Below are 26129 nucleotides of genomic sequence, written 5' to 3' on the forward strand. Positions count from 1 at the left end.
ATCAATAACAGTTTTTTATATTTGTAGCCACAGCTACACTTTTCTTTTTCTACCTGTATTATACTCATCTTGTAATCACGAAGTCAAACAATTAAGTAAATATAAAAATTTAAAGGAGATTTAATAATGGAGAACAAAATGTTTTGTTATCAATGTCAAGAGACAGCGGGCTGCACAGGCTGTACACAATTTGGTGTTTGTGGTAAATCACCTGCTTTAGCAAAAATGCAAGACTTATTAGTATATACAACCAAGGGCTTAAGCGAGGTAACCACTGCTCTTCGTGCTCAGGGTGAGGTTATTGATGCAGAAGTAAATCACTATATCACTATCAATTTATTTACTACAATTACAAATGCCAATTTCGATGATGAAATATTCTTCCAGAGAGTATTTGAAACATTAAACATTAAGAAGGATTTGTTGAACAAGGTAGCAGATTTAAATAAATTATCCGATGCTGCTTTATGGTCTGCAACTACCCGTGAAGAATTAGAAGCAAAGGCTGGCGTAGTCGGTGTTCTTGCTACTGAGAATGAAGATGTCAGAAGCCTTAGAGAATTGATTATATACGGATTAAAGGGCTTAGCTGCTTACTTAAAGCATGCAAACGAATTAAAATTTGACAGCGAAGAAGTAAGTGCATTTATGCAGAGAGCTCTTGCTGCAACTTTAGATGATACCTTAAACGCAGATGCATTAGTAGCTCTTACACTTGAAACCGGTAAATTCGGTGTAGACGGTATGGCTCTTCTTGATGCTGCAAATACCGGAACCTACGGCAATCCTGAAATTACTAAAGTTAATATCGGTGTTAGATCCAATCCTGGTATCTTAATCTCCGGTCATGACTTAAAGGATTTAGAGCAGCTTCTTGAGCAGACACAGGGCACAGGCGTTGATGTATATACACACTCCGAGATGCTTCCGGCTCACTACTATCCTGCATTTAAGAAATACTCCAACTTCGTTGGCAACTATGGTAATGCATGGTGGAAACAGAAGGAAGAATTCGAGAGCTTCAACGGTCCTATCTTAATGACAACAAACTGTGTTGTTCCTCCAGCTCCTTCTTATAAAGATAGATTATTCACAACAGGCGCTACCGGTGTAGCTGGCTGTGCACATATAGAAAAAGATGAGAATGGTCGCAAGGACTTCTCTCAAATTATTGAATTAGCAAAGACCTGTGCTGCTCCGATTCAGATCGAAGAGGGTGAAATCATTGGTGGTTTCGCACACAATCAGGTACTTGCACTTGCTGATAAGGTTGTTGACGCAGTTAAGACCGGCGCAATCAAGAAATTCTTCGTAATGGCTGGTTGTGACGGACGTCAAAAATCCAGAAACTACTACACTGATTTTGCAAAAGCTCTTCCTCAGGATACAGTAATTCTGACTGCAGGCTGTGCAAAATATAAATACAACAAACTTGAGCTTGGAGATATCGGTGGTATTCCGAGAGTATTGGATGCAGGTCAGTGTAACGACTCCTATTCCCTAGCAGTAATCGCACTCAAATTAAAGGAAGTTTTCGCCCTCGAAGACATCAACGAACTTCCTATCGCCTTCAACATCGCATGGTATGAGCAAAAGGCCGTGATCGTTCTTCTTGCCCTCCTTCACTTAGGAGTAAAGAACATTCACTTAGGACCTACTTTGCCGGCATTCCTTTCCCCGAATGTTGCAAAGGTTCTTGTTGAAACCTTCGGTATTGCAGGTATCGGCTCCGTAGAAGATGACATCAAATTATTTTTAGAATAATTAAAACATATTCCCCTTAAATTGTTCCCCAAAACAAGAAGAACGAACCGGAAAGACCACTAGTGGTTTTCCGGTTCGTTCTTTGTATATATTCTGAAGCAACTGTATGAAGTCGTTGGTGCTTAGGTCATGTGTTTTATGACCTTATGCACCACTACGTACTTCATACAAGCGGGAGCGTGTTGCTTAGGAATTTTGATTCGCATTTCTTATCAATACCTTTATTATGCATACTGACATGCACATAGAATTATTTGAATACTTTCACACGACCTTCGAGAGGCAAGAACTCCTTCTCTGCCGGTTCAGCAACTGGCTTGCCAAACGGCATCTGTGCTACAAACTTCCAATTACTTGGTATGTTCCATTCTGCTTTTACATCTCCATCAATCAACTCACCATAGTGTTGCAAGGAAGCTCCGAACCCTTCTGCTTCCAGTGCTGTCCATATTACATACTGGTGCATCGCATTGGAGTGCTGTGACCACACAGGGAAGTTATCTTTGTATAGAGCGAACTGCTGTTGAAGACCCTCAACCACTGAATTATCCTCAAAATATAATACAGTTCCATAGCCGCTCTTAAAGGAGTTGATTTTGTTTTCAGTATCTGCAAAGTATTCAGCAGGTACAATCTTTCTTAATGCATCCATTGCAATATCCCATAACTTATCATGATGATCTCCCAATAATAGGACAACTCTTGTACTTTGAGAGTTAAAAGCGGATGGGGTATATTTTACCGCATGATCAATAATTTCTTTAATACGTTCGTCAGAAACAACGCTTTCTTTACTAATTCCATAATAGGATCGTCTGTCTGCAACTGCAGAAAATAAGTTCTTACTCATATATATTCCTCCTTAAAATTGATAAAATGTTAATTGGTAGTTATCTTTAATACTAATAATATTAAATACTATTAATTTCATTTATGAAATAAAATTATAATTTATTCATCTCTAAAATCAAAATATGTGACGTTTTAACCGCTTTAATCAAAATGTCCTCCGATACAATTTCCATCGCATCTTGATCCTTCAACTCTATATTATTGATTATTGAACTTCCTTCTATTTGTACCAAATACCCCTGTCTACCTACCTTGATGGGAAATGCAATCTCCTTCCCTTCCTCCAGCTCGAGTGAGTATATATTGATATCCTGATTGATTTTGATTGGTGCATCACCGGATTTATTTGATACCATAGCCAGCCATTGGTTGTGTCGATCTTCCCAGGCAAATCGGTAATCTCCATAATTGGGATTGTAATCACGCTGATCCGGATAAATCCATATTTGCAATAATCTTAATATCTCACTTCCCAAGTTATGCTCACTATGGAATACTCCAGTTCCTGCACTCATGTATTGAACATGACCACGGGTGATTGTATTTTTATTGCCCATGCTATCTGCATGAGTAAGCTCTCCATTAATTACGTAGGTTATAATCTCCATATCTTTGTGTGGGTGAGTATCAAATCCGGTACCGGGTTCTATTAAATCATCATTGATAACTCTCAGTACACCAAAGTTTAAATTAGCCGGGTTATAATAATCAGCGAAAGAAAAGTGAAACTTACTTTTTAACCAACCTAGATTACTATTACCCATGTTTTGATTATCTATTTTCTTAATCAATATATTTTTCTCCTTTCCTATATCTTGATGTCACTTGATTAAAATTATTATCGAATTATAACTTATATAAAGTTATCTGAAATATATTAATAACTTAATTACTAAAAGTAACTTTGTAACTATATTAAAACACAACTATTTTAATAAGTCAATAGGTGTGTGAAAATTTTTATCAGAGTATTTATTGAACTCATTCCTTCACCTATATCGGGGCTGAACCACAACCTAGATTAGGGCTGAAAAATGGAACAGCTATTAGCTGTTCCACTTTTCAGCCCACTTTTGAACTTCATCCATAACGGATTGTAACGCCAATCCTTTTTCCGTTAGCTCATATTCTATACGTACTGGGGTTTCCGGGTACACTTTTCTGATTATAATACCTTCGTTCTCCAACTCCTTAAATCTCTCCGTAAGCATACGAGCACTCATATTAGGAATTACTTCTACAATATCCGAGAAGCGCTTTTTACCACTCATTAAAGTTCTTATAATTAGTCCGGTCCATCTTTTTCCTAGAAGCTCAAAGGCTGCCTCGAATTTAGGACATAATTGAAAATTCTCCATTGTCATCACCTCTGCTGTTATTATATCATATCTACTTAATAAAAGTAAGTGGGTAATTTAAATATAGTAAAAATAGTTAAATGTAGGAGGCAGCGACTAACTGCCTCCTACTCACGATTTTATAAAAGCTAATATATCATCCGTAAGTCCGATTAATGTATGTCCTGCATCTTTCAATAAATTTACCTGTACACTTGGTGCAAGTTTTTTAAATCGCTCTACTGTCTCAAGTGAGTGTAGCATTACATCCTTCCCTCCAACGAATACTGCTGTAGGTATTTGCAGCTGCTTTAATTCCTCATCCGTAAAGAGCGGAATAACTTCCTTTCTATAATTAAAATTCTTTCCTAAGAGATTTTGATACTCCATCATCTCCTGGGGTATCGGTTTCCCTCCGTTAACTTTACAATATAAACGTTCTATCCCCTTTTTCCCGAATAGTGCATGAAATAAAGCTCGAAATGCAAAGGATGTTCTTTGTGTTCCAACTCCAGCCGGGCAAAGTAGAATCAGCTTATTTACTTTGTCCGGATTTGCGATTGCAAATTTCAAAGCGAGCCATGCACCCAATGAAATTCCTACAATATCAGCTTTCTTAATCTCCAGTCCTGTAAATACATCACATAGCCAATGGTCGAAATCATGTCCATGAAAAGAAAGCTGCTTCTCATCACTCTTTCCCGGTTCACCCTGCAAATCCACTGCATAAACTCTATAAGATTCACTATATTGCTCCATATCCCTAACCCACATCACCGAATTCATTGCACTTCCGTGTAGCAGCACCAAGGGCGGTGCATCCTTTTTTCCTGCTGCAATAACAAAAGCCTTCCCAAAGCGTGTATCTACATAGTTTTCTTCGTACGGTATTCTCATTTTAGAAAGAAAGGTGTCATATGCACGAAATACCATTTCCTTTCCTTCTGCTGTTTTGTATGCCAAAGTATTCATTATCTTATCCTCTCATTCTTATTTATAACCAGCTTATAGCATCCTCCATATTTGTAAATATTCGAAAAGTACTTCCCTTACTGTATTCGGAGGACATTTCCTGAAAGCGTTCCGGGAATTTCTGACCCTCTTTTATCGTAATTGCAGCTTTTATATTGTAGTTCGTTAATTTTTGAATGACCGCTCCGGCAAGTCCTGTTCTTAATCTTATGAAATCCTCCGATAGGATCTCCCCCTCCAATATAACCGCATTTACGTCATTTTCCCAACATAGCGATATGATATCATTCGCATCCTGCTCCTGATTAATCAGAGCGTCACTTCCGGTAAGATATAGATAACGCTTTCCTTTATTTTCTTTTACTTGATATTGCATATTTTCCTTCACCTCTTCACTTTCTTTGTCCGCTATCGTTTCTTTCATCCTCTTTTCTTCCATTGGAAGAGCCGCCACATATTCCTTTAACTTTTGAAGCCACACCAGCTCGGCGCTATAAAAGGATAGGATATTCTCACGAATCAAATCACCAAACAATTGATTCCTGGAATCCTTGCTTCCCGCAAAATAACACTTATCATACTCCCGTTCCGCCACAATAGCCTGCAACTTAATTTCCTCTTCGTAAGAATTTAACATTGCTTGGAGCTCACCATGCTCTAACTGATTCGCTAATGCCAGCTTGATTAAAAACTGTTTCTTAATCGCAGGGGCATCGGTAGCAGATATCAGCCAGTTATGAAACTCACTCAACCCATCACCGGTAATCGTATAGATATTTTTAGAAGGAGCTCCTTCTTGATGCTCTACCTCTTTTGTAACATAACCTTCATTTAGCAACTCCACAAATGCTTTATAAATCTGATTGTTGTTGCCTGACCAATACATGAATGGTGTGTTTTGAATTATTTTTTTCATATCATATCCGGTCATTGATTCCCGCTTTAAAAGTCCTAGTATTACATGATTTAATGACATATTCTATTCCTCCTTCTTATGTTCGAATAAATTCGAACTTCCTTATCAGTAAATTTTATATTCTCTTTGCTATTAAAAGTTTGATATCTTATCGTTACACTAACAATCCAATCTGCTCCTATTATTTGAAAAATTATTAATTATCTAATTTTTCTCAAACACTTTATCACACTAATAATACATGACTACCCTTTTCGTTAGTTTATAGAGGGATTTCACAAGTATAAACTTCAATGTTGGAATTATGTTTTTCAATAATTCACACAACTTACTACATTACTTTTTACACTGATTACTACCATGTTTATTAATGTACTATATTTATTAATGTTCTACATTTATTAATGTACCATATTTATTAATGTACCATATGTTATTAATAACATATGGTACAAAATAAGTCAATAACTATTTATTTATATATTAATCCAAACACCCTATATGAGTTAATAATTTAGCCAATGCTTCGTACCTTTCTGTCGAAACATTGGCTATGGTTTTTTACCTATGTCTTAGTGATCCATGCTATAATAAGTTGGGTCAAATTGTAAATATTATACATATTCAGTTTACTATACCATAAGTATGTTCACCTTAGGGAGGTTCACTTATGATTGATGTTAGCAGTATCGATCAGTATCTACTAATGAAGGGCGATTGCATGGAAAAACTAAAGCTAATACCGGACGGTAGTATTGAATTGATTCTCTGTGATCCACCCTATAATCTTGCGAAATATTCTACCGGTAATATGAAATTTGACTGGCGCAGCGATATTAACAATGATGTCGCAGAATGGGATTTGACTGATTTAGAACCCTCTGATTTTTTAGAAGAGTTTAAGCGAGTTCTTTCCCCTACCGGTAATATCTTCATATTTACCAGTTATAACCTACTTGGCAAATGGCATGCCGTCTTCGACAGTGAGTTCGATACCTTTCAATTCATGGTATGGCATAAAACGAATCCAATACCGAATATTCGTAAATCTTCTTTCTTAAACAGCTGTGAACTTATTGTGTGTATGTGGAACAAAAGACATACCTGGAATTTCTCCAAGCAGAATGAAATGCATAACTTTATAGAAGCTCCCATCTGTTGCGGACGGGAACGTTTAAAAACTCCCAAACACCCAACCCAAAAACCTGTGTCGGTGTTAAAGCAGATTATTCAGATAGCGAGCAAGGAAGAGGATCTTGTTCTTGATTTATTCATGGGCGTAGGTTCAACAGGCGTTGCCGCCAGAATGCTAAACCGCCGTTTCATCGGAATTGAGATTGATGAGCATTATTATGAAGCAGCAAAAAGGCGACTTCAAGAAGTCGCCCCGCTGCCTATTTCAACCCCATTGGCCAAAACCCATTGATGTGTTTTGATGTGGTATTTGATATTTATCATTTGTAGGATGTCTCCGGAACGTATATTACAGCAAAAGAGCATTACCGGCACGCCGGCGAATTTCTCCTCCTTGCTGTACACAATGTTCTCAATCTTATAGGTCTGAAGCACATGTCTTTCATCTTCCAGACGAATATAGTTTGGTTTTATGTTGCCTTGCACATTAAAGGTTGCAATAACATCCACAGGCATATGAAACATGGATGACCTCCAATCTACGAATTAAGATACCGCTACAAAAGGATATTTTGTGAACATGAATATCAACAAAGGGAACTTTGTGAAGGGGACTTGTGGAGTGGTATTCTATTCCTTAATCCCAGCGCCGTAATTACTTGGTTTCCGCTTTTCAGGCGGGATACCACCGGTCATGTGATAAATCGGGTTATTAAGAAAGGTGGCCCTCAATATAGCATCGTGACCGTATTTGTCCCTCACCTGATCCACCGCCTGATCCAACTTGGATAAACGCTCATATCGATTCATGTCGAATAAATTCATCTGTCGTTCTGTATTCCCCCGAATAACCTTGCTTGTGTGGATACCAAGATTTCGAATGGGCGAACCATCCCAAAGTTCGTCAAATAGACGGCATGCCGCGAGGTGAATCTCATTCGTGGTATTGGTTGGGCTAAACAATGTCATCTGATGGGAAGCATGACGAAACTCGGAGTCAACAACACTTACTGCCACTACGGTTATCATCGCGGAATCTGCCCGCAGTCTTGCCCCTACTGTTTCAGCCAATGATAGCAATACCATCTTCGCAGGTCCCGATTGATCCACGTCAAAGGCTATGGTAGTGGAATTGCCATAGCCCTTATTCAGCGGAGCTTCGTCTGACACCACGGATACATCCATTCCGTTAGCAAAGGCATAGATTACTTCTCCGTATTTTTTAAAATGCGCGCGTAGTACATTCAGATCCGTCTTAGCAAGTTCGCCGATCGTATGAATTCCTAGTGCATGTAGCTTCCGCTTCGTGGCGTGGCCTACATAGAATAGCTCCTCCACCGGAAGCTTCCACATCTTCGCTTCCATCTCCTCCGGAAATAACGTATGCACAAGATTTGGTTTTTTAAAATCCGATGCCATCTTGGCCAGCAACTTATTAGAAGATATCCCAACGTTCACCGTAAATCCCAATTCATTTGCAATTCGATCCTTTATCAGATTAGCTGCTACTACCGCAGAACCATATAAACCAATCGTTCCTGTCATATCACAGTATGCTTCATCAACAGAGTACTGTTCCACGCAGGGAGAAAACTCCCCTAGTATCTCCATAAATGCCTTGGAGCTGGAATCATAAAGATCATAATGCGGTGATACCAGCACTAGCTCAGGGCAAAGCCGCAACGCATCATTAATGGTATCTCCTGTCCTTATGCCATACTTTTTCGCAGGCGTAGATTTCGCCAAAATAATACCATGCCTCTTCTTTACATCTCCTCCAACCGCTGAAGGTATATCACGTAAATCCGTTTTTTCTCCAAGGATATGCAGTCGATAAACAGCCTCCCAACTAAGGAAAGCCGAGTTCACATCGATATGAAATATGATTTTATCCATACATATGTTCTCCTTTTAAAGAAATTATACCAGAACTTATGTTCGATGTAAAGGCAGAACATTTTGACATTTTATCCAATCAATATTAGGCTAGCGTGATACAAGGTGTTTGGTGTATGGTTCTAGCAAAGACAAAAGTTGGTCAGTAATTTCCTGCACACCGCAGGGCATAGAATTATTGATCCACCATTCCAATACTCCAATAAAGCCAGAAGTCAAAAAATGAGTGGTTACCCCATTTGAAGATGCGTTGTTTTCTGGCTTTATACCGATAACTTCTGTTACCGTTTGTGCAATGATATCATATAAGCGGCTGCGGAAAAATCCGAATCCCTCATTACTAAGAAGCAATTTGTATATTGTAAAATTTTTCTCCAAATATTCAAATACGCTCTGAAATGCGGCTGGGTTTAGATTGGTGTCAGTACTATCGGCACAGTGATTTAGTAGCAGCTCAACATATGTTTCTATGCACTTGTCAAGCAAGTCGAATTTATCCACGTAATGTAGATAAACAGTCCCTCGGTTTATGTTTGCGCGTTCGGCAATCTCACCAATGGTTATTTTCTCAAATCCTTTTTCGGCCAACAGGTCGATGAAAGTATCCATAATCAACTTTCTTGTTTTTTTTATTCTTCTATCCACTGCGTTCTCCTCCAGATATTTAACAAAATAGCGCTATGTGTTGAGTTTTCAACAGTTGGAACAATTGTAACTATTGAAATTCTCTCCATAAACTATATACTCAAGATATCAAACACGTGTTGAAAAGTCAACACGTGATAATTATGGAGGATACCTTATGAAAATACTAATATTTGGCCGCGGTGTGATAGGAACGCAATACGCTTGGGCTTTTGAAAATGCTGGTCACACCGTTGAGTTTTATGTCCGTGAAGGTAGGAAGGAGCAATATGGCTCACATGTAAACTTAGAAATATGGGATACAAGACGAAGCAAAAAGGACCGGATAGTCAAAGAAAAATGGCCTATTGTTATGCACGAAGAGATAAAGAAAAATCACGACTATGACCTTATTTTAATGAGCATCAACCCCGAACAGGTATCAAGTGCGGTAAAGTACCTGGCACCACGCGTTGGAAATGCAACAGTCCTTTTTTTCTGTAACTTCTGGCAGAATCCTCAAATCGCCGTTCAGCCGATTCCTCGCAGTCAAATTGTTTATGGCTTCCCCGGTGCTGGCGGCGGATTTGAAGGAAACACTCTTTATGGCGGGCTTTACAAGATGGTTCAGTTTGGAACATTTGAATCCGAACCTACCAAAAGGGATTTAGAGGTTCGTAAGCTTTTTGCCCAGGCAGGCTTCAAGATAATGATTCAAAAGGACGTAAAAAGTTGGCTTTGGAATCACTTCGCGTTCAATGCTGCAACGGAAGTCGAAGTATTAAAAAGCGGCAGTTTTGCAAAAGTAACTTCTTCACGCGAGGCGCTCGATGGATTAGGCCGTAACTTAAAAGAAATGATCCCCGTTTTGAAAGCAAAAGGCTCAAAACTAGATATTTTGACAAAAGTGTTGAGCGGCCTACCGCCGAGAGTTGTTGGATTTCTTATGAGTCACGTTATTTTTTCACCGAAAAGCATGCCCTATGCGCTTATGGAGCATAACCACTATAAAGTCGGCTATGCTGTGCAGGAAGTTATTACAGATGCCAGAAAGTACGGAATAAAGGCACCACGGCTTTACGATGTAGAAAGCTTAATTACGCAACAATGAACAGATTCAAGAAAAAAGGACAATGACGAAAAGACCTCCTATCGTAGAATGGTAAGGCACGGAAAGCTATGTTTTCCGCGCCTTGTTCTTTGCTACTTTTATTTCAAACTTTATTGACACTAATCATCATATAAACCATTTATTCTTTGTATATTCTACCGAGCAATCCCAACTATTTTAGCCCTCTCCATTTGTTAACCCATTTAACAACCTCATACCAAAGCACCGCAACCCCAGCGATAACAACTGCTGCTAGAAATTGCATAGCAGTTAGTGGTTTAAACTTTAGAAAATGGCATATCGGAGTATATAATATAACAAGGATACCTAGGATGGTGAAAATATTCACTGCCCACATAACCTTATCTTTCAACAGTCGTCCGATTGATTGAAACACAAAATCATGATTTGAACTATTGACCTGAACTAAGAACAGGTTAGATAACATGATAATAACAAGTCCCATGGCTCTGGCAGTTGGTGCATTTTCTGCATTATTATTTAGCAGCATTAAATATGTTCCAAATGATGCTCCAAAGATAACGAGTCCTTGAATGATACTTTTTATAAACAGACTGGGGCACAATAACTTCTCTCTGGAACAACGTGGTTTTCTATTCATAATATCTGCCTCAGCAGGTTGTCGCTCCAATACGATGGAACAGGTGGGATCAATGATCAATTCCAAAAGTACAACATGCAAAGGAAGTAAAAATATTGCGACCGGTGCAATGCCTAACATTGGTGCTAATAGCGATGCAAATGCAATCGGAATATGAATTGTAAAAACATAGCCTACCGCTTTTCGAATATTATCATAAATTCTTCTTCCATCCTTCACTGTTTCAACTATGGTTGTGAAATTATCATCCATCAAGATTAAATCTGCCGCTTCTCTTGCAACCTCACTGCCTCGTTTTCCCATTGCTATACCGATATCAGCGTATTTTAAGGCAGGTGCATCATTTACTCCATCACCGGTCATGGCTACAATCTCACCATTTTCTTTAAACGCTTTAACAATTCGCATTTTATGTTCCGGAATTACCCGTGAAAATATGCTTACGTCTTTCACTCTTTCACGAAGTTCCTCATCACTCATCTCATTTAGCATATCACCGGTTATAATGTGATCGCTATTTGGCATGCCGATTTTCTTTGCAATAGAAGACGCGGTAATACCATTGTCGCCGGTAATCATTACAACACGAATTCCTGCTTTGTTGCATATTGCAATATCCTTCTTCACACTTTCCCTTGGCGGATCTGCGAGTCCAACCAAACCAAGAAGGGTAAGTGTACAGTCCGTGATTTGGGTTGGTATATTCTCTTCACTCTTTGGCTTCATTGTAGCTACCGCTATCACACGAAGTCCTTCCATCGACATATCAGATATCTTCTTCTCCGTAATCTCCCTGTCCTTATTCTCAAGATCACAGATCGATAGGATGCGCTCGGGTGAACCTTTTGCCGCCACCACGATTTCACCATTCCTTCTCCAAACATGCCCCATCATCTTTAATTCATTTGTAAATGCATACTCTGTAATCAGCTCACCCTGAAACAAGTCATCTTTACAGATTCCTTTGTCTTTGCAGTAGCTTAACATCGCTACTTCCATTGGGTCATAGGTATCTGTCTCACAGCCAAGTCCCATCGTTTCTATCAGTGCATGGCTATCCTCCCTTAATGCCCAAATCTCCTGAACAGACATCTGATTCATCGTAATCGTACCCGTTTTATCCACGCAGAGCACGGATACGGCTCCCAGTGTTTCAACGGAGGGAAGCTTTCGAACTAGTGACTTCTTTTTTGCTAATCTCCATGCACCCATAGATAAAAATACGGTTAATATTACAGGGAATTCTTCCGGTATCATCGCCATTGCCAGAGTTATTCCTGATAAAATACTTTCAATAATTCTTGGAGCAAATGCATGATCTGGGATATTAAAATACGTAAATACTCCAACCAAAGAAAATAATACCGCCGCTACTCCGGCACATACTTTTACCAGACTACCGGTTTGTTTTTGAAGGGGTGTATCTTCATCAGGCGCCGACGCAACATCTACACCTATTTTTCCATATTCCGTTGATACACCAATCTTATCCACCAATACCGTTGCTGTTCCCTGTGTTACCAAAGTACCGGCATAACAATAATCTTTTCTCCAGTAATCGTCTGTTGATTCCTCCTCATTCGTGACCTCTTTCCATACCCCTGCTGCCTCACCGGTTAAGGAAGATTCATCAATGCAAAGATCATTGCACTTTACAATAATACCATCGGCAGGAATTTTTACTCCTTCATGAATCATCATGAGATCACCCGGCACCAGATTCACGCTGGCAATCAATATCTCATTCCCATCACGTATTACTGTTACGTGTGGTGCTGATAAATCTTTTAATGCATTCAATGTTTTGTCTGTTTTCCATTCTTGAATCACATCAATGCTGATAATTCCTATCACAAAGATAAGCATAATGGCACCGTCTCTAGGCTCCCCCAGAACAAAATAAATAACTGCTGCAACAATCAAAAGCAAAAACATGGGCTCACTTAGAATATGGAGCACCTTGTTAATAAAGCTTCCCTGTTTTTGTTGCACCAGTTCATTTTTCCCGTACCTGTCCTGTAATTTTTCAGCTTCTGTTGAACTTAATCCCCTTAGGTTCATTTTGTAATCTGTCATAAAAGTTACCTCCTTCTTGCCTTTTTGGCAATTGTCTGATAGCTCTATGGCACTCCATACAACGTTATTTGTTCCTATGGGTATAAAAAAACACACCAATGGAACATACTACTGTCCCACAGATGTGTATAAACTACAATCTGTTGCCATGCTAATGGCCCGGCCCCATGACCTTAATACCAAGGTTCATCGCCTGCTCAGTTTGTACTGTTGATCTCGCATTTCTGATTCGAAATGTAATGCAGTGCAAAGAGATTGTTTTGCAATATCATTATATGCTGACATTGCAACTGAGTTTCATATCAACTCAAATATATTATATTCGATTTATTATTAAAGTTCAACCCTTTTTGCATTCGTCATAATGCCTATGGAACAATAAACTCTATTGTATATTAACATTTTGCGAGCGCAAGAAGGGCTATAAATACTTATCGAATTTTCCAAACTTTAATGTCACTTAACAAAAAAGATCACTCAGTAATTCTTTCGCATTGAGAAATCTTAAGCTAAAAGCTTTACTGGTTGATCTTTTTATAATTATATTTTTTTAAGTAATTTATTCTTAATATTTAACTTTAGGCACATACAGCTGATTAATACCGGATACATCAGGCGTGATGCCATCCTCTGTTTTGCCTGCAACTACAAGCGTACCATCTGATTTTAATCCAATGGTAATCCAATCCCCCGCTGCAATTGCTACAATATCTTTCCAGCCAGATACCTCTAATTGCTTATTTTTATTGTTACCGGTAGCAACTACGGTTCCATCACGCTTAAGTCCTAACAACGTGCTATTGCTTTTTGAAATAGCAATGATATCATTCCAGCCAGATACATCAAAAGTATCATGGGTAACAATGCCTTTCATATTGGATGAAGATACAACAACGGTTCCGTTGTATTTAAGCCCTGCGATAGAACCTACCACATCAGCTGAAACAGAAGCAATATCCGTCCAAGTACCAACTTCATCATACAGATCACCATATTTAGGGTTATCTACTTTATTAAAGTCAGCAATATATACCGTACCATCCTTTTTTAATGCACCAATTCTTAATTGCCCTGTTATGACATCTATAACATCCTTCCATTTCGAACTATGATCTTGAAAAAACTTTTGTCCGTCATTAATCTTTGACGACTGTACATAGATTTTACCCTCTTTCGATAATAGAACATAATTATCATAATCGGTAGCTATTGCAGATAAATCAGTATACGTTTTCAATTTATCCGCAATATATCTAAATTGAGGATCCGTATCCCTTGTTGAGTGGATGACACCATTTTTGTCTAATGCATCCAACCTGTCTTGTGCATAAGAAAGACCCTTTATATTTTTCCAATGGGAAACTTCTCCATACTGGTAATATTTAAAATTATCAGTATCAACTATTATTTTTACTTTTCCGTTTTTATCGATAGCAGCAACGCCAGCATTTAAATTCCCAATGTATGAGCCAGAAATAATATAGCGAAGTTGCTCAAGCAAATCTTCTGCCTGCTTATTATCCTTAATTCCAGATAACACTCCAATTGCTTGGGGATATTTTTTGTCCTTAATAAGGACAATTGCTTCCTTAAGTTTTACTTCATCACTCTTTGCACCGTCCACCAGATCTTTTGCTTCGGTTAATTCAGGTTTTTCTGTGACCGTCATATTACTTAACGAACTAGTTGTCCCCGTATTATTGTCCTGAACCATGGAGTTGCAACCTCCAAGTAAGCAGACTGCGCTAATTATAAGGATATATTTTAATTTATTAAATCTAAACATTGGTTTCATCTCCTTTTTAATAATAAGCCGAATCAATGTATAAGGATTCAGTATTGTAAGAATGTAGTATATTAAACTTTCCAATGGAATCGTAGAATGAAAAGGCTTTATAATTATCTTTACCCGTATAATTTGTTGAGAAACCTGGAAATTTCACATTTTTCCATTTAGAATTTGGGGTTGATGTTCCAGATAAAGCACCTTTATTGTAACATTGAGAAGTAACCCCAGTAGGCCTAGGAACTACAGCATCCCATTGATCAAAACCCGAGGATACACTAATCAAACAGGCAAGTAAGAAAGCTTGCTGATATGCTCTATTTGAAGTACTCATGGCCCCTTTCGCATTACTACCGCTTAATGAAGAGAACGCACCACTTTTAGTAAGTACAGAATATAAGGATGGTGCTGTTGTACTGGAAAAAAACAAACCTTTCCCTTTATCATACCTATAATTATCCTCAAGTAACCTATTCGTTATTTCCCAAGCGATACCTTGTCTATTATATTTTAGAGCATTATCCATATCTGAGCCTGAAGTAGAAGTATAATTATTTTCTGCATAGATAATTCGAGCTGCTAATTTATACTGCATTGATGAACCACTAAATTTCGTATACCATGTAGTCCCTGTATATGATCCTGTATTTTCATCTAACGTATCATTATATTTTTGAGTAGCATTATAGATAAGTTGTTGTTGAAATGATGTAGGTATGCTTAATGCCACAACTGTGTTTGATTGGCTTTGCTGTTTACTTAATGTTTGAAATTGATCGCCAAAAAGCCCTTCCATATCAACATGGCAATTACTACCAACCACTTCATTTGTCTTGGTATCATAATAGCTTCCTGTATCTAAACTGAACATGCTCGTTTCAATATCATAACATTTACTATCATATCGAAGAGAATTCACACAACCAACAAAAACATCTCCAGAATTATCATAATGTTCTATTTTCTTTTTTCCTCTAATCTCATATATATGTTTTGTTATTCCATTATTATCATATAAATATTCGCATACAATCTGATTATCTTTATCAAGCAACCCTGTAATTATTCCATCATCGTTAATAATATAATAATATATATTATTTTGATAGTATATACTTTCAGCAACATTATTATTATTTACAATTTTATACGAATATTCAATATGATTTTTATTCGGTAATATTTCTGTTCTCAAGTTAGAAAACTCATCATATTTATAGTTAGTAATTCCTTTATCTGTAATTTTTTTCACTCTCTGTCTCGATTTATTATATTCAAAATTAATTTTTGATTCTTTGTCCGTTTTCATAGTTTTAATTGGATCGGATTCAATTGTATAATCAAGAACGCGATTCATAAAATCTTGAGCATCATATCCCTTACCATTAATTGTAATAATAGTATCATCTTGTCCCTGATTAAAGGAATTTAATGCTGTTAAACTAATACTATCATCTGCATTTGCATATACAGAAATCGTTGCATTAAATAAAATACTAAATATAACTAAAATTATTACTGATAACTTTTTTAACTTCATAATATCTCCTTTGTATGTAATTTCAATGATACACCTATATAGAGTATAATAACTCAAATGGATAATTGTGTCAATAATCATGCTTGTCTCAATAGCCTCTGCTTTAAGTTAAAATATATTGAGATAATATGTGTTTAATAACATCCATAAAATAAATTGAGATAAAAGCATATAATACCATGTTTTATCTCAATTTTGACTAGCTTGATATATCTATTTTAAAACATTGCAAATCATCTACATCTGCTTTTTACTCGGTATCCTATTGTTCCAACTTTTCCCTCCATCCTTAGTATACAGATAGAATACAATACTATTATAATCAGTGTAGTCCGTACTACACATAGGAATGACACCGTATTTTCCAATAAATCTTGGTGAGGCAGGGGTTAGTCCTACTTTATCAAATTTGCTTGGGTATTTTATCAATATCTCCCTCCAGGTTTTCCCCCCATCCGATGTAGAATAAATTGGTCCATGTGCAGACATATCATATCGAAAACATAGGAACCCTGTATCTGGTTTTGTATAATAAGCTCCTGTGAGAACACGAGCATAGACGTTACTGGAATTACGAACCTCATTCCAGGTTTTTCCACCATCCCTTGTTTGGAATATAAAATTGTTTTGACTACCCATCCCTACATCTCCGCCAAAAGCAATCCAACCGTTTGAATTAGTGCTAAAACCGATAAATGCACTATAAAAAAAGGTTGGTGAATTATAATTCGTTGCTGTAATAAATGGGTCTTTTTCTTTGGAATGCAATGTGGTCTTTGACCATGTTTTACACATATCCTTACTTACATAGATATCCGCTGTGGTACCTTTTGCGATAACAACAGCAGTAATATCTTTACTAACAAATACATTATCCTGATTAAATTCGGTGCTAATATTTTGAGGTATCTCTATCTTCGTGTTGATATAGGATATCCCATCATATGAGAGGAAGAGTTTATTCTCTTTTATTTTATAATAATAGTTCCCTTTTAGCTGAGTATAAATTTTTTGAGTTGAGCTATTCTCGTTATTATCTTCTACTTTTTTATCACCCTTTGGAGCAGGAGTGATCGTGGGTGATGGAATTGTCTTAGTTGGTATTCCCTTTGATGTTGGAACGACTGATGTTTTAGATAAAGGATTCACTGATGTTGATGCCCCGTTAGGTGTTGCTCCTTTGCCACTCGCCTCTAGCTTGGCTCCTGTGAACGCACATCCGGCCCCTGATATTACGACCGCAATAACTAATACAGACATCGGTATCAGCTTCTTTTTAGGTTTTTTAGCGACATATAATATTCTCTCTTTTATGCTTCTTTTTCCGGAACCCATGGTCATCGCCAGACTTAGCAAATCTTTTGGTTTACTTTGCATCGTTATCATATCAATTAATGATCTTGCATATTCCAGGCGATGTTCTTCACCTAACTTACGAATCGTACCTTCGTCACAAGCTAACTCTGCATCCCTTTTCGATAATGCAGCCGCAAACCAGACAAGCGGATTATACCAATGAATTATGAGGCATACCATCCGACAGAAAGACCAAATATGATCGATATGGGCATAATGTGTCCGCTCATGGGTTAATGCAAACTCAAGCATCGTATTATCCGCCACAACGTTAGGTGTAAGATAAATTGCTGGCCGTACGACACCAATTAAGCATGGCGATGCAAGTGTTTCAATTATATAGATCGGAGGTTTACCCTGTTGTATTTCATAGATTTTTCTTGCTTTTTTAAGACGAATATAAAATACAAGGTTGCTAACAATCATGCATCCTCCAACTATAATCATCCCCATAATCCAAATCCATGTAAGCACGAGTGAGACAGACCACGGTTTCCGCTCTGCATTTGCAATCATGTCTGAGTTCTTGTTCATGACATTACTACCCGTTTGATTAGTCACCGTTGTTTTTCTATCTTGACTTACTCTTGCATTATCCGTATTCTGATTGGATTGATTGCCTTTGACTTCAACATTTGATTCAAATTCATTCTTATTTTCCCCGCCATTCATATAACTTTCGACCAACATCCGGGATTTGTCTACAATATTGATTACACTGTAGGAGGTATATGAGAAAGTAATCGGAACCAATAGGCGGACAAGTACCAACAGCCATAAAGCATATTGAAGACGTAGACTTATTTTACCTTTAAGTATTACACGAAGAAGAATAATTAAAAGAATTAAAAATGATGATGAAATAATGATTTCTCTCATAAACCTATTCCTCCGCTTTCTTTATAATATCATACAACTCCCTGATATCATCTTCACTTAACTTTGAGCGTTCTATCATTGTGCTCATCATCATCCCCACACTACCTCGATAAACCTTATTTAAGAAATTAGTTGTTTCATCGATTACCGCTGCCTCACGATTTACATTAGGGAAGTATAACCTCGCTTTTATACCATTTTCATAATAGATCAGCCCTTTGGCTTCCATTCTACTTACCGTAGTTGTTGTTGTGCTTTTCGCCCACCCAACTCGCTCCTTTTGTAGGTTTACTAATTGCATTACGGTCTTTGGAGCCTCGTCCCAGAGACATTCCATGATACTCCATTCGGAATCAGTTAAACTAACATTATGTACTTGCATATACGCCTCCCGCTTAATCGTATTACATTGTAGTACGATTATATCAGACATATTATGGAAATGTCAACCAATATATGCATTTACTTTCATGTATTTTTCTCTATATAAAATAAAAACCTCTCATCCGGTTGTTATAATCATTCTACCAAGGGAGAGCTTTATCGTAAGCGCGATATCAAATTATTGTTCTTTAAAGTAAAGTTTAACACGATCTGCCATATTTTTTGCTGCAGCTTCTGCAGTGATTTCATTTGTGAAAAAACGTTTGGATTCTTTTAATATAATACTTTCAATTTCAGTTTTATTTGCATTATCTGAGCCTTCATCGATCGAGTCTAGAATTGCTTTACTTTCTTTGATTATCCTATTCACATCAAACTTTAATTTGTAGTAACTTTTGATATCATCTAGATACTTCTTTACATGCTTATCGGCAGCATTTCGGTTAACGGGAGTAAAAAAGCCTGTGCCTTGAATATCTTCTCTTAACAAGAATTTAACAAACTTCCAGGCAGTTCCCTTATATGGGCTGGCCGCGTTGATACAGATAATGTCTGACGGCAACACCTTGTTTGATTTATCATTTTCCCCAGAATCTGATGGTATGTCATAAAAATAATTCTGATTTTTCATATTGGGGTTATTAAACCGGAAGTTTACAAGCCTATCCATATCGCTACCCCCACCATCTATGAAGATAGCTTTGTTTGCAAGTTCTGCAAAATTTTCTGCTTCACATGGGATGCAGAGACCCTCTTTACTCCATTCCTTGCATTGCTCCAACAGCTTTACCATATCCGACGAATCAAGATTTTGCATCTTGTTTTTTTCGTCGATATATTGATTGTATTTTTCTAAGAAGCGCCGGTCAAAAAGCATCTGATCGGTAATTGCATATAAAACACCGTTTCTTTTTATTCCTTTACTGAATTCCATGAACTCTTCCCAGTCAAAGCTTTTCCCCTCAAGCCCAGGTACTTCGATGGTTGAATTCAAAGCAACAAAATCCATGAAAAGCGGAATAGAGTACACATCGCCCTCATTAAATCCGGATTTCAATATATTCATATAGTATATATCGTTTGAAATACTTGGTTCATCGTCAATCCAGTTCGCTAGATTGCACAGATGCTTGTTTTTTCCGATACCTACATAGTCGAGATTAGCATTCGCATAAAGATCAGCACCCTTACCCGCCATCAATTCCGCCTGAATTCTTTCAGTGATTGCATATAAATCTTCCCTAGATTGTCCTTTATAGTCATTAATAACGTTTACCTTTACACCAGTTTCTTCTTCAAACTTTTTGGCTGCATTTATATAAAAATTTGTATTATAATCTTGCACTTCTATTGTTATTTCCTTCACATGATCCTCTTTGGGTAAACCCTTGTCATTAGCGTGATTACTTCCTGAAGAACAGCCACTCATTACGAAAATACATACCATAAGTATGGATAAGAGCTTAACTCGTTTCATATTATTTATTCCTCCAATGACATAATATGCCTCCCACCTCTATTGTTCTTTTAAATATAACCTAGCTCGATCCGCCATGTTTTTGACCGCAGCTTCTGCAGTGATTTCATTTTCAAAAAACCGTTTAGCCTCTTCTATAACTATTTTTTCAATATCCGATGGGTAAATATTCATTGAATTCTGATTGACATCATTCAGAATTGCTTCGCTTTCTTTGATTATCTTATTTCCATCAACCTTTAATTTATAGTAACTTATTGTTTTATCCAAACTCTTTTTTACATGTTTGGTGGCAGCTTTCCGGTTGACCGGAGTACAAAGCCCTGTTGCCTGAACATCTTCTCTAAGTAGGAACTTGACAAACTTCCATGCGGTTCCCTTATATGGACTGGCGGCGTTGATACATATAAGATCCATTGGACAGATCATGTTCGATTTATCATGTTTACCGGAATCAGACGGCATGTCATAAAAATATGGTTCATTATCTAAATTTGGGTCATTAAAACGGAAGTTTACTAGCCTATCCATATCTCTCCCGAAATTATCTTTGAAGAAAGATTTGTCGTAAAGTTCTGTAAAATTTTCTGCATCACCAGGGACACAGAGACCCTCTCTGCTCCATTCTTTGCATTGCTCCAACAACTTTATCATATCCGGTGAATCAAGATTTTGTGTCTTGTTTTTTACATTGATAAAATGTTTATATGTATCGTTGAATCGTCGTATAAATAGTAACTGATCTGATATGCCATACAATATACCGTTTCTCTTTATTCCTTGGGTGAGCGCAATGAAATCTTCCCAGCTTAAGCTTTTCCCTTTAAGCTCTGGTACTTCAATGGTTGAGCACAAAGATGTAAAATTCATAAAAAGAGGGACTGAATACATATCACCCTCAGCAAATCCTGACTTTAATATATTCATATAATATGCATTGTCCGAAAAACCGGGTTCCTCCGCTATCCAATTCGCGAGATTGCACAGATGCTTGTTTTTCCCGATTTTTACATAGTCTAGACTTGTGTTCGCATAAAGATCCACACCCTTGCCCGCCATCAATTCGGCTTGGATTCTTTCAATGGTTGCCGGCTCAATATTATAAGATTGTTCTTTATAGTCATTAATAACGTTTACCTTTACACCAGTTTCTTCTTCAAATTTATTGGCCGCATTCATATAAAAACTTGTAGCATCACGAACCTCTATGGTGATTTCCTTCGCATGATCCTCTTTGGGTAATTCCTTGTCATGATCTTGCCCGCTGCCCGAGGAACAACTACTCAGCAATAGGCTGCATGCGATGAGTATGGATAAGAGCTTACATCGTTTCATACCATTTATACCTCCCTCAACTTAACAAGACCTCGATCTTTATTGTTCTTTAAAGTATAACCCTACCCGGTTCTCCATATTTTTTGCCGCTGTATCTGCAGTGATTTCACTTTTAAAAAATCGCTTGGCTTCTTCGAAAACAATTTTTTCAGTATCAGTCTTATAGATATTATCTGACACCTGATCGACTCCGTCTAAAATTGCTTCACCTTCTTTGATGATCTTATTCGCATCAACCTTCAATCCAAAGTAACTTATGGTTTCATTTAAACGCTTGTGAATAAGCTTATCGGCGGCTTTTCGGTTGATCGGCGTAAGCATGCCGGTGGCCTGTATGTCCTCTCTAAGTAAAAACTTAATGAACTTCCAAGCAGTTGCCTTATATGGAGTGGCTCCATTAATACATATGATGTCATTTGGTGATACTTTATTTGCTTTATTGTTCTTTCCGGAATCGGATGGTATGTCATAAAAATATGGTTCATCATTCAAATAGGGGTTATCAAACCGAAAGTATGTAAGCAAATCCATATCCCCAGCCCCATATTCTTTAAAGAACGCTTTCTCCCAAAGCTCTGTAAAATTTTCTGCATCATACGAGATACATAGTCCCTCTCTGCTCCATTCCTTACACTGCTCCAGAATCTTTACCATATCCGGAGAATTGAGTTTTTGTGTCTTATTCACCTCATTGACAAAGGAATCCTCTCTTTCTTTAAAGCGTCTTTTGAATATTTCATGATCAGTCATACCATACAAAACATCGCTTCTCTTTATAGCTTTAGTGTAGTTGAAGAAATCTTCCCAATTTAAACTTTTCCCATCTAGTTTCGATACTTCTATCGTTGAACCTAGTGCCGAGCACATCATAAATAGAGGCACCGAATACACATCACCCTTAGCAAACCCGGACTTCAATATATTCATATAGTATGCGTCGTTTGAAAATTCAGGCTCATCCGCTATCCAGTTTGCAAGATTGCACAGATGCTCATTTTTGCCAATACTAACATAATCAAGATATGTGTTCGCGTAAAGATCCGCGCCTTTGCCCGCCATTAATTCTGCTTCGATTCGTTCCACATTTGCATGCAATTCTTCACTCGATTCTCCCTTAAAATCATTGATAACATTTACCTTGATTCCGGTTTCTTTTTCAAACTTTTTAGCAGCATTCACATAAAAATTTGAACCATAGTCACGTACCTCAATCGTGATTTCCTTCGCATGATCCTCTTTCGGTAATTCCTTGTCATTTGTGTGACTACTTCCCGTGGAGCAGCCGCTCCACAACAAACTACATGCGATAAGTATGGATAAGAGCTTACATCGTTTCATACCATTTATTCCTCTCTCAACTTAACACGTCCACCGTAGAGTTCTTTGTCGCTCCCCGTTACAATTCGGTCACTGGGATCTATCTCTCCTTCCAAAGCAGCGTTCGTATCATCCTGATCCAACACCCTGACATAGATTTTGTAAAGTCGGTATTCATCACCAAGGGCACCCTGGACTGTTTCAATCTTGAATATGTAATTCCGATCTCCGTCACTGTGCAATGCGCTTAACGGAACAAGAGAGAGGTAATCACCCGACATCTTTGTAAAGCTAACTTCCGCCAGTTGACCTGCATGGACTGCTCCCGAAGAGTCACTGATATCGGCTAACACCACCATGTTGCCGTCACCGGCAGACTTAATCCGGCTGACAGAACCATCATAGGTTTGATTTAGTATTGGAATGAATATATTTAATTTATCGTCCTTTGAAAACCAGGTAGCCTGCTTCTGATTTACCGTTAGAGCCACCTGTAATCCGTTCTTCACTGAGCCTAATGTCATAAGTGGCTCCGCCGGATTGGCTGTCATTCCGACTTTTGCAGATAGTGATGTCACATAAGAATCTGCCGGGGCGGTGATGACCGAACCATCTATTTCAGCCTGCTTTGCTTTAATTCTATGTTCCACGGAAGATAGGGCAAGGTGATAAGCTTTAGAAGTAAGCCCTTGCTTTGCATCCTTGGTTTGTTGTTTCTCTAACTCTATCTGTAACAGCTCATTCTCTAGTATGCCTGTATCCAGACGGAGAAGCACTTGTCCCTTCTTAACAGAGTCGCCTTCCCGTACCTGTACCTTCATTACCTTTTGAGAGGAGGGTGCATATAGATCATATTCTGTTTTAGCTGCTGCTAATGACTCACAGTTAAATACCCTCTTAAGTGCACCCGGTTTTGGTTGTGTGTAACTGACCGACGGAAGGTTTAGGTTATATAGTGTTTTGGAAAAGAAGGTCAGTAGCAGTACGAGTATGACGAATATAATTGTGATTATATGAATTTTTTTCATCGGCTTCCTATTTGATTCCACTTGTTTTAATCCCCTCCATTAATTTTTTTTCCCCGTTCATGAATATCAGCAACATCGGCAGCATAAATACAACTGCGGCGGCAAAAGCCATCTCTATGAACTGGTTAAAGTTTGAGAAATATAATGAAAGTGGCCATTTATTCGTATCGGATAAGAAGATCATTGGCTGCTCCACCATATTCCAGTTATCAATGAAGCAAAGGATTGCCAGTGCCACCACCGAGGTCTTACTAAGCGGAAGCATGATATGTAAGAAGACCCGCATATGCCCTGCGCCATCCATCTGTGCCGCTTCAATATAACTCTTTGGAACTTGTTCCATGTGCTGCCGAACCAAGAAGACACCGAATGTCGAGAATATGCCGGGTAGAATGATTGATAAATGAGTATTAATGATGCCTAATGCATCTGCGGTTAGATAAGCCGGAACCAATGTGACCTGGAACGGCAGTAACATCACTACGATATAGAGGAAGAACAACCCTTCCTTCCATCTGTTCTTCATAACCGTGAACGCATATGCAGCCAGCACGCTTATGATAACCTGACCGATTACTATCGACACCGTTAATAATACAGAATTCCAAAAGTAATCCCAGTATGTACTATCTTGAATCAATGCGTGTTTATATTGCTCCAGTGTAACCTCGCTAGGAATTAGTTTGATTGATTTATTCGAAGTATTTTCTGCGGTATACTGCGCCGCCTCCCAACCGGGAAGAAAGGAATCTAACACCGTTACCACCATAGGGAATATCATAAAGAAAGCCAGCACGGTGAGTACAACAATAAGTAACGTTCTCTTGCGTTTACTTCTCAAGTTAATCACCTCCCGATCCGTATCTGCGCCTTGCGGTTTAGTCGGAACATAATAATCAGAAATATCACAATAATTGCGGTGATGAGAAAGGCCCCTGAAGTCAGTCGCCCATAATCCGTTTTGTGAAACATATTATTCATATAGTACTGAAGCATGTAGACACTTTCATCCGGATAATTACCCGTGATAAGATAGGTATCACGAAATATCTTGAAGCAGTTGACAACGGATAACACTAACACGAAGAATATCGTTGGCCAGAGACATGGTATCGTAATACTTCGAAACTTTCGAACTCCGCCGGCCCCGTCCATCGACGCAGCTTCATAATAGCTTGTGGGAACTTCACTAAGCCCTGCAAGATAAAGCACCATCATATAACCAAGATTTTTCCAGAGATAAATAAGCGCAACGATAAGTACTGCCCATCCGCTATGTAGAAAATCCGTCTTAGGAATTCCAAATAAGCCTAAGATACGGCCTATCGTTCCTCCAGGGGCAAACAGAATGGACCAAAAGATAGCCACCGATGCCACCGGTACCACAAGCGGAGAGATAAAGGCTAGACGGAATAACCGACTTTGTTCTCCGATGCTTTTTACGGCGACCGCTATTAGTAAAGGCAGTAACAGATTGAGCGGAACACATATCAGCAAGAACAACAGTGTGTTCTTAAGTGCCAGTTGAAACGCTTGATTCTGAAGCGTATAGGTAAAATTATACACACTGAATCTTCCTTCATCATTAAAAGCATAAAAAAGGCTGCTCACAAATGGAATCAGAAAGAATATTAAAAACCCGATTAAGCTGGGGATAAGAAATATGTATATCGATTTTTTTCTCATATCGACTTACCTCGCGAACTATGAATTGATTAATTTG

Annotated in this window: 22 protein-coding genes and 1 riboswitch; of the genes, 3 read left to right on the forward strand and 19 right to left on the reverse strand. The window is 38.1% G+C overall.

Annotated features, from left to right (window positions below; all coding sequences use genetic code 11):
• The first annotated feature begins 126 nt into the window (after nucleotides 1–126).
• Nucleotides 127–1764 (forward strand): hydroxylamine reductase, encoded by a 1638-nt coding sequence (hcp, locus tag AC6IWN_RS15880; RefSeq protein ID WP_497988637.1) that lies wholly within the window; start codon nucleotides 127–129, stop codon nucleotides 1762–1764.
• Nucleotides 1765–2014: 250 nt separating this feature from the next.
• Here hcp and AC6IWN_RS15885 read toward each other — a convergent pair whose 3' ends face one another.
• From AC6IWN_RS15885 to AC6IWN_RS15905, 5 genes are all read right to left on the reverse strand, one after another.
• Nucleotides 2015–2614, reverse strand: a complete 600-nt coding sequence (locus AC6IWN_RS15885; RefSeq protein WP_497988639.1) for a nitroreductase family protein — start codon at nucleotides 2612–2614, stop codon at nucleotides 2015–2017.
• Nucleotides 2615–2708: 94 nt separating this feature from the next.
• The gene (locus tag AC6IWN_RS15890) at nucleotides 2709–3407 is read right to left on the reverse strand and encodes a pirin family protein (protein ID WP_497988641.1); all 699 of its coding nucleotides are present in this window, start codon (nucleotides 3405–3407) and stop codon (nucleotides 2709–2711) included.
• Between the two features lie 255 nt (nucleotides 3408–3662).
• Entirely contained in the window at nucleotides 3663–3974 is a 312-nt protein-coding gene (locus AC6IWN_RS15895; RefSeq protein ID WP_497988643.1) for a winged helix-turn-helix transcriptional regulator, read from the reverse strand.
• A gap of 111 nt (nucleotides 3975–4085) precedes the next feature.
• Nucleotides 4086–4925, reverse strand: coding sequence for an alpha/beta fold hydrolase (locus AC6IWN_RS15900; RefSeq protein ID WP_497988645.1), 840 nt, complete (start codon nucleotides 4923–4925; stop codon nucleotides 4086–4088).
• Between the two features lie 22 nt (nucleotides 4926–4947).
• Nucleotides 4948–5901 (reverse strand): PadR family transcriptional regulator, encoded by a 954-nt coding sequence (locus AC6IWN_RS15905; RefSeq protein WP_497988647.1) that lies wholly within the window; start codon nucleotides 5899–5901, stop codon nucleotides 4948–4950.
• A 610-nt stretch (nucleotides 5902–6511) separates the two neighbouring features.
• On the opposite strand from AC6IWN_RS15905, the gene AC6IWN_RS15910 reads away from it, so the two are divergent.
• Nucleotides 6512–7267 (forward strand): DNA-methyltransferase, encoded by a 756-nt coding sequence (locus tag AC6IWN_RS15910; RefSeq protein ID WP_497988648.1) that lies wholly within the window; start codon nucleotides 6512–6514, stop codon nucleotides 7265–7267.
• Here the strand turns inward: AC6IWN_RS15910 and AC6IWN_RS15915 are convergent.
• The 3 genes from AC6IWN_RS15915 to AC6IWN_RS15925 form a co-directional block, all read right to left on the reverse strand.
• Complete coding sequence (locus tag AC6IWN_RS15915; RefSeq protein WP_497988650.1) at nucleotides 7216–7500, reverse strand: hypothetical protein; 285 nt, start codon at nucleotides 7498–7500, stop codon at nucleotides 7216–7218. The genes AC6IWN_RS15910 and AC6IWN_RS15915 overlap by 52 nt on opposite strands.
• Nucleotides 7501–7605: 105 nt before the next feature.
• Nucleotides 7606–8871, reverse strand: coding sequence for a DNA polymerase Y family protein (locus tag AC6IWN_RS15920; RefSeq protein WP_497988652.1), 1266 nt, complete (start codon nucleotides 8869–8871; stop codon nucleotides 7606–7608).
• Nucleotides 8872–8961: 90 nt separating this feature from the next.
• Nucleotides 8962–9516 (reverse strand): TetR/AcrR family transcriptional regulator, encoded by a 555-nt coding sequence (locus AC6IWN_RS15925; RefSeq protein WP_497988654.1) that lies wholly within the window; start codon nucleotides 9514–9516, stop codon nucleotides 8962–8964.
• Nucleotides 9517–9673: 157 nt separating this feature from the next.
• On the opposite strand from AC6IWN_RS15925, the gene AC6IWN_RS15930 reads away from it, so the two are divergent.
• Nucleotides 9674–10606: a ketopantoate reductase family protein gene (locus tag AC6IWN_RS15930; protein ID WP_497988655.1), complete on the forward strand. Its 933-nt coding sequence runs from the start codon at nucleotides 9674–9676 to the stop codon at nucleotides 10604–10606.
• Between the two features lie 172 nt (nucleotides 10607–10778).
• Here AC6IWN_RS15930 and AC6IWN_RS15935 read toward each other — a convergent pair whose 3' ends face one another.
• The 11 genes from AC6IWN_RS15935 to AC6IWN_RS15985 all read right to left on the reverse strand — a co-directional run bounded on the left by AC6IWN_RS15935 (nucleotide 10779) and on the right by AC6IWN_RS15985 (nucleotide 26092).
• Nucleotides 10779–13304, reverse strand: a complete 2526-nt coding sequence (locus tag AC6IWN_RS15935) for a cation-translocating P-type ATPase (protein WP_497988657.1) — start codon at nucleotides 13302–13304, stop codon at nucleotides 10779–10781.
• A 109-nt stretch (nucleotides 13305–13413) separates the two neighbouring features.
• A riboswitch (NiCo riboswitch) is annotated at nucleotides 13414–13515 on the reverse strand.
• A gap of 354 nt (nucleotides 13516–13869) precedes the next feature.
• Nucleotides 13870–15090 (reverse strand): RCC1 domain-containing protein, encoded by a 1221-nt coding sequence (locus tag AC6IWN_RS15940; RefSeq protein WP_497988659.1) that lies wholly within the window; start codon nucleotides 15088–15090, stop codon nucleotides 13870–13872.
• A gap of 16 nt (nucleotides 15091–15106) precedes the next feature.
• Complete coding sequence (locus AC6IWN_RS15945) at nucleotides 15107–16630, reverse strand: hypothetical protein (protein ID WP_497988661.1); 1524 nt, start codon at nucleotides 16628–16630, stop codon at nucleotides 15107–15109.
• Between the two features lie 237 nt (nucleotides 16631–16867).
• The gene (locus AC6IWN_RS15950; RefSeq protein ID WP_497988663.1) at nucleotides 16868–18865 is read right to left on the reverse strand and encodes a M56 family metallopeptidase; all 1998 of its coding nucleotides are present in this window, start codon (nucleotides 18863–18865) and stop codon (nucleotides 16868–16870) included.
• A 4-nt stretch (nucleotides 18866–18869) separates the two neighbouring features.
• Complete coding sequence (locus tag AC6IWN_RS15955) at nucleotides 18870–19247, reverse strand: BlaI/MecI/CopY family transcriptional regulator (RefSeq protein ID WP_497988665.1); 378 nt, start codon at nucleotides 19245–19247, stop codon at nucleotides 18870–18872.
• Between the two features lie 180 nt (nucleotides 19248–19427).
• The gene (locus AC6IWN_RS15960; RefSeq protein WP_497988667.1) at nucleotides 19428–20726 is read right to left on the reverse strand and encodes an ABC transporter substrate-binding protein; all 1299 of its coding nucleotides are present in this window, start codon (nucleotides 20724–20726) and stop codon (nucleotides 19428–19430) included.
• Nucleotides 20727–20765: 39 nt separating this feature from the next.
• Nucleotides 20766–22061, reverse strand: coding sequence for an ABC transporter substrate-binding protein (locus AC6IWN_RS15965; protein ID WP_497988669.1), 1296 nt, complete (start codon nucleotides 22059–22061; stop codon nucleotides 20766–20768).
• Nucleotides 22062–22100: 39 nt separating this feature from the next.
• Entirely contained in the window at nucleotides 22101–23399 is a 1299-nt protein-coding gene (locus AC6IWN_RS15970) for an ABC transporter substrate-binding protein (protein ID WP_497988671.1), read from the reverse strand.
• 5 nt (nucleotides 23400–23404) lie between these two features.
• Complete coding sequence (locus AC6IWN_RS15975) at nucleotides 23405–24427, reverse strand: efflux RND transporter periplasmic adaptor subunit (RefSeq protein ID WP_497988673.1); 1023 nt, start codon at nucleotides 24425–24427, stop codon at nucleotides 23405–23407.
• Nucleotides 24414–25247 carry a carbohydrate ABC transporter permease gene (locus AC6IWN_RS15980; protein ID WP_497988674.1) on the reverse strand — a complete coding sequence of 278 codons (834 nt, stop codon included), beginning with the start codon at nucleotides 25245–25247 and terminating at the stop codon, nucleotides 24414–24416. The genes AC6IWN_RS15975 and AC6IWN_RS15980 overlap by 14 nt, the downstream gene beginning before the upstream one ends.
• 5 nt (nucleotides 25248–25252) lie before the next feature.
• Nucleotides 25253–26092: a carbohydrate ABC transporter permease gene (locus AC6IWN_RS15985; protein WP_497988676.1), complete on the reverse strand. Its 840-nt coding sequence runs from the start codon at nucleotides 26090–26092 to the stop codon at nucleotides 25253–25255.
• Nucleotides 26093–26129: the final 37 nt, after the last annotated feature.

The sequence above is a fragment of the Variimorphobacter sp. HTMS_6 genome (assembly GCF_059717775.1).

Bases quoted from the DNA above. Each gene is read 5' to 3' on its own strand.
- hcp (WP_497988637.1), top strand. From the start codon at position 127: ATGGAGAACAAAATGTTTTGTTATCAATGTCAAGAGACAGCGGGCTGC.
- AC6IWN_RS15885 (WP_497988639.1), bottom strand. From the start codon at position 2,614: ATGAGTAAGAACTTATTTTCTGCAGTTGCAGACAGACGATCCTATTAT.
- AC6IWN_RS15895 (WP_497988643.1), bottom strand. From the start codon at position 3,974: ATGGAGAATTTTCAATTATGTCCTAAATTCGAGGCAGCCTTTGAGCTT.
- AC6IWN_RS15900 (WP_497988645.1), bottom strand. From the start codon at position 4,925: ATGAATACTTTGGCATACAAAACAGCAGAAGGAAAGGAAATGGTATTT.
- AC6IWN_RS15905 (WP_497988647.1), bottom strand. From the start codon at position 5,901: ATGTCATTAAATCATGTAATACTAGGACTTTTAAAGCGGGAATCAATG.
- AC6IWN_RS15910 (WP_497988648.1), top strand. From the start codon at position 6,512: ATGATTGATGTTAGCAGTATCGATCAGTATCTACTAATGAAGGGCGAT.
- AC6IWN_RS15915 (WP_497988650.1), bottom strand. From the start codon at position 7,500: ATGTTTCATATGCCTGTGGATGTTATTGCAACCTTTAATGTGCAAGGC.
- AC6IWN_RS15920 (WP_497988652.1), bottom strand. From the start codon at position 8,871: ATGGATAAAATCATATTTCATATCGATGTGAACTCGGCTTTCCTTAGT.
- AC6IWN_RS15930 (WP_497988655.1), top strand. From the start codon at position 9,674: ATGAAAATACTAATATTTGGCCGCGGTGTGATAGGAACGCAATACGCT.
- AC6IWN_RS15935 (WP_497988657.1), bottom strand. From the start codon at position 13,304: ATGACAGATTACAAAATGAACCTAAGGGGATTAAGTTCAACAGAAGCT.
- AC6IWN_RS15940 (WP_497988659.1), bottom strand. From the start codon at position 15,090: ATGTTTAGATTTAATAAATTAAAATATATCCTTATAATTAGCGCAGTC.
- AC6IWN_RS15945 (WP_497988661.1), bottom strand. From the start codon at position 16,630: ATGAAGTTAAAAAAGTTATCAGTAATAATTTTAGTTATATTTAGTATT.
- AC6IWN_RS15950 (WP_497988663.1), bottom strand. From the start codon at position 18,865: ATGAGAGAAATCATTATTTCATCATCATTTTTAATTCTTTTAATTATT.
- AC6IWN_RS15955 (WP_497988665.1), bottom strand. From the start codon at position 19,247: ATGCAAGTACATAATGTTAGTTTAACTGATTCCGAATGGAGTATCATG.
- AC6IWN_RS15960 (WP_497988667.1), bottom strand. From the start codon at position 20,726: ATGAAACGAGTTAAGCTCTTATCCATACTTATGGTATGTATTTTCGTA.
- AC6IWN_RS15965 (WP_497988669.1), bottom strand. From the start codon at position 22,061: ATGAAACGATGTAAGCTCTTATCCATACTCATCGCATGCAGCCTATTG.
- AC6IWN_RS15970 (WP_497988671.1), bottom strand. From the start codon at position 23,399: ATGAAACGATGTAAGCTCTTATCCATACTTATCGCATGTAGTTTGTTG.
- AC6IWN_RS15985 (WP_497988676.1), bottom strand. From the start codon at position 26,092: ATGAGAAAAAAATCGATATACATATTTCTTATCCCCAGCTTAATCGGG.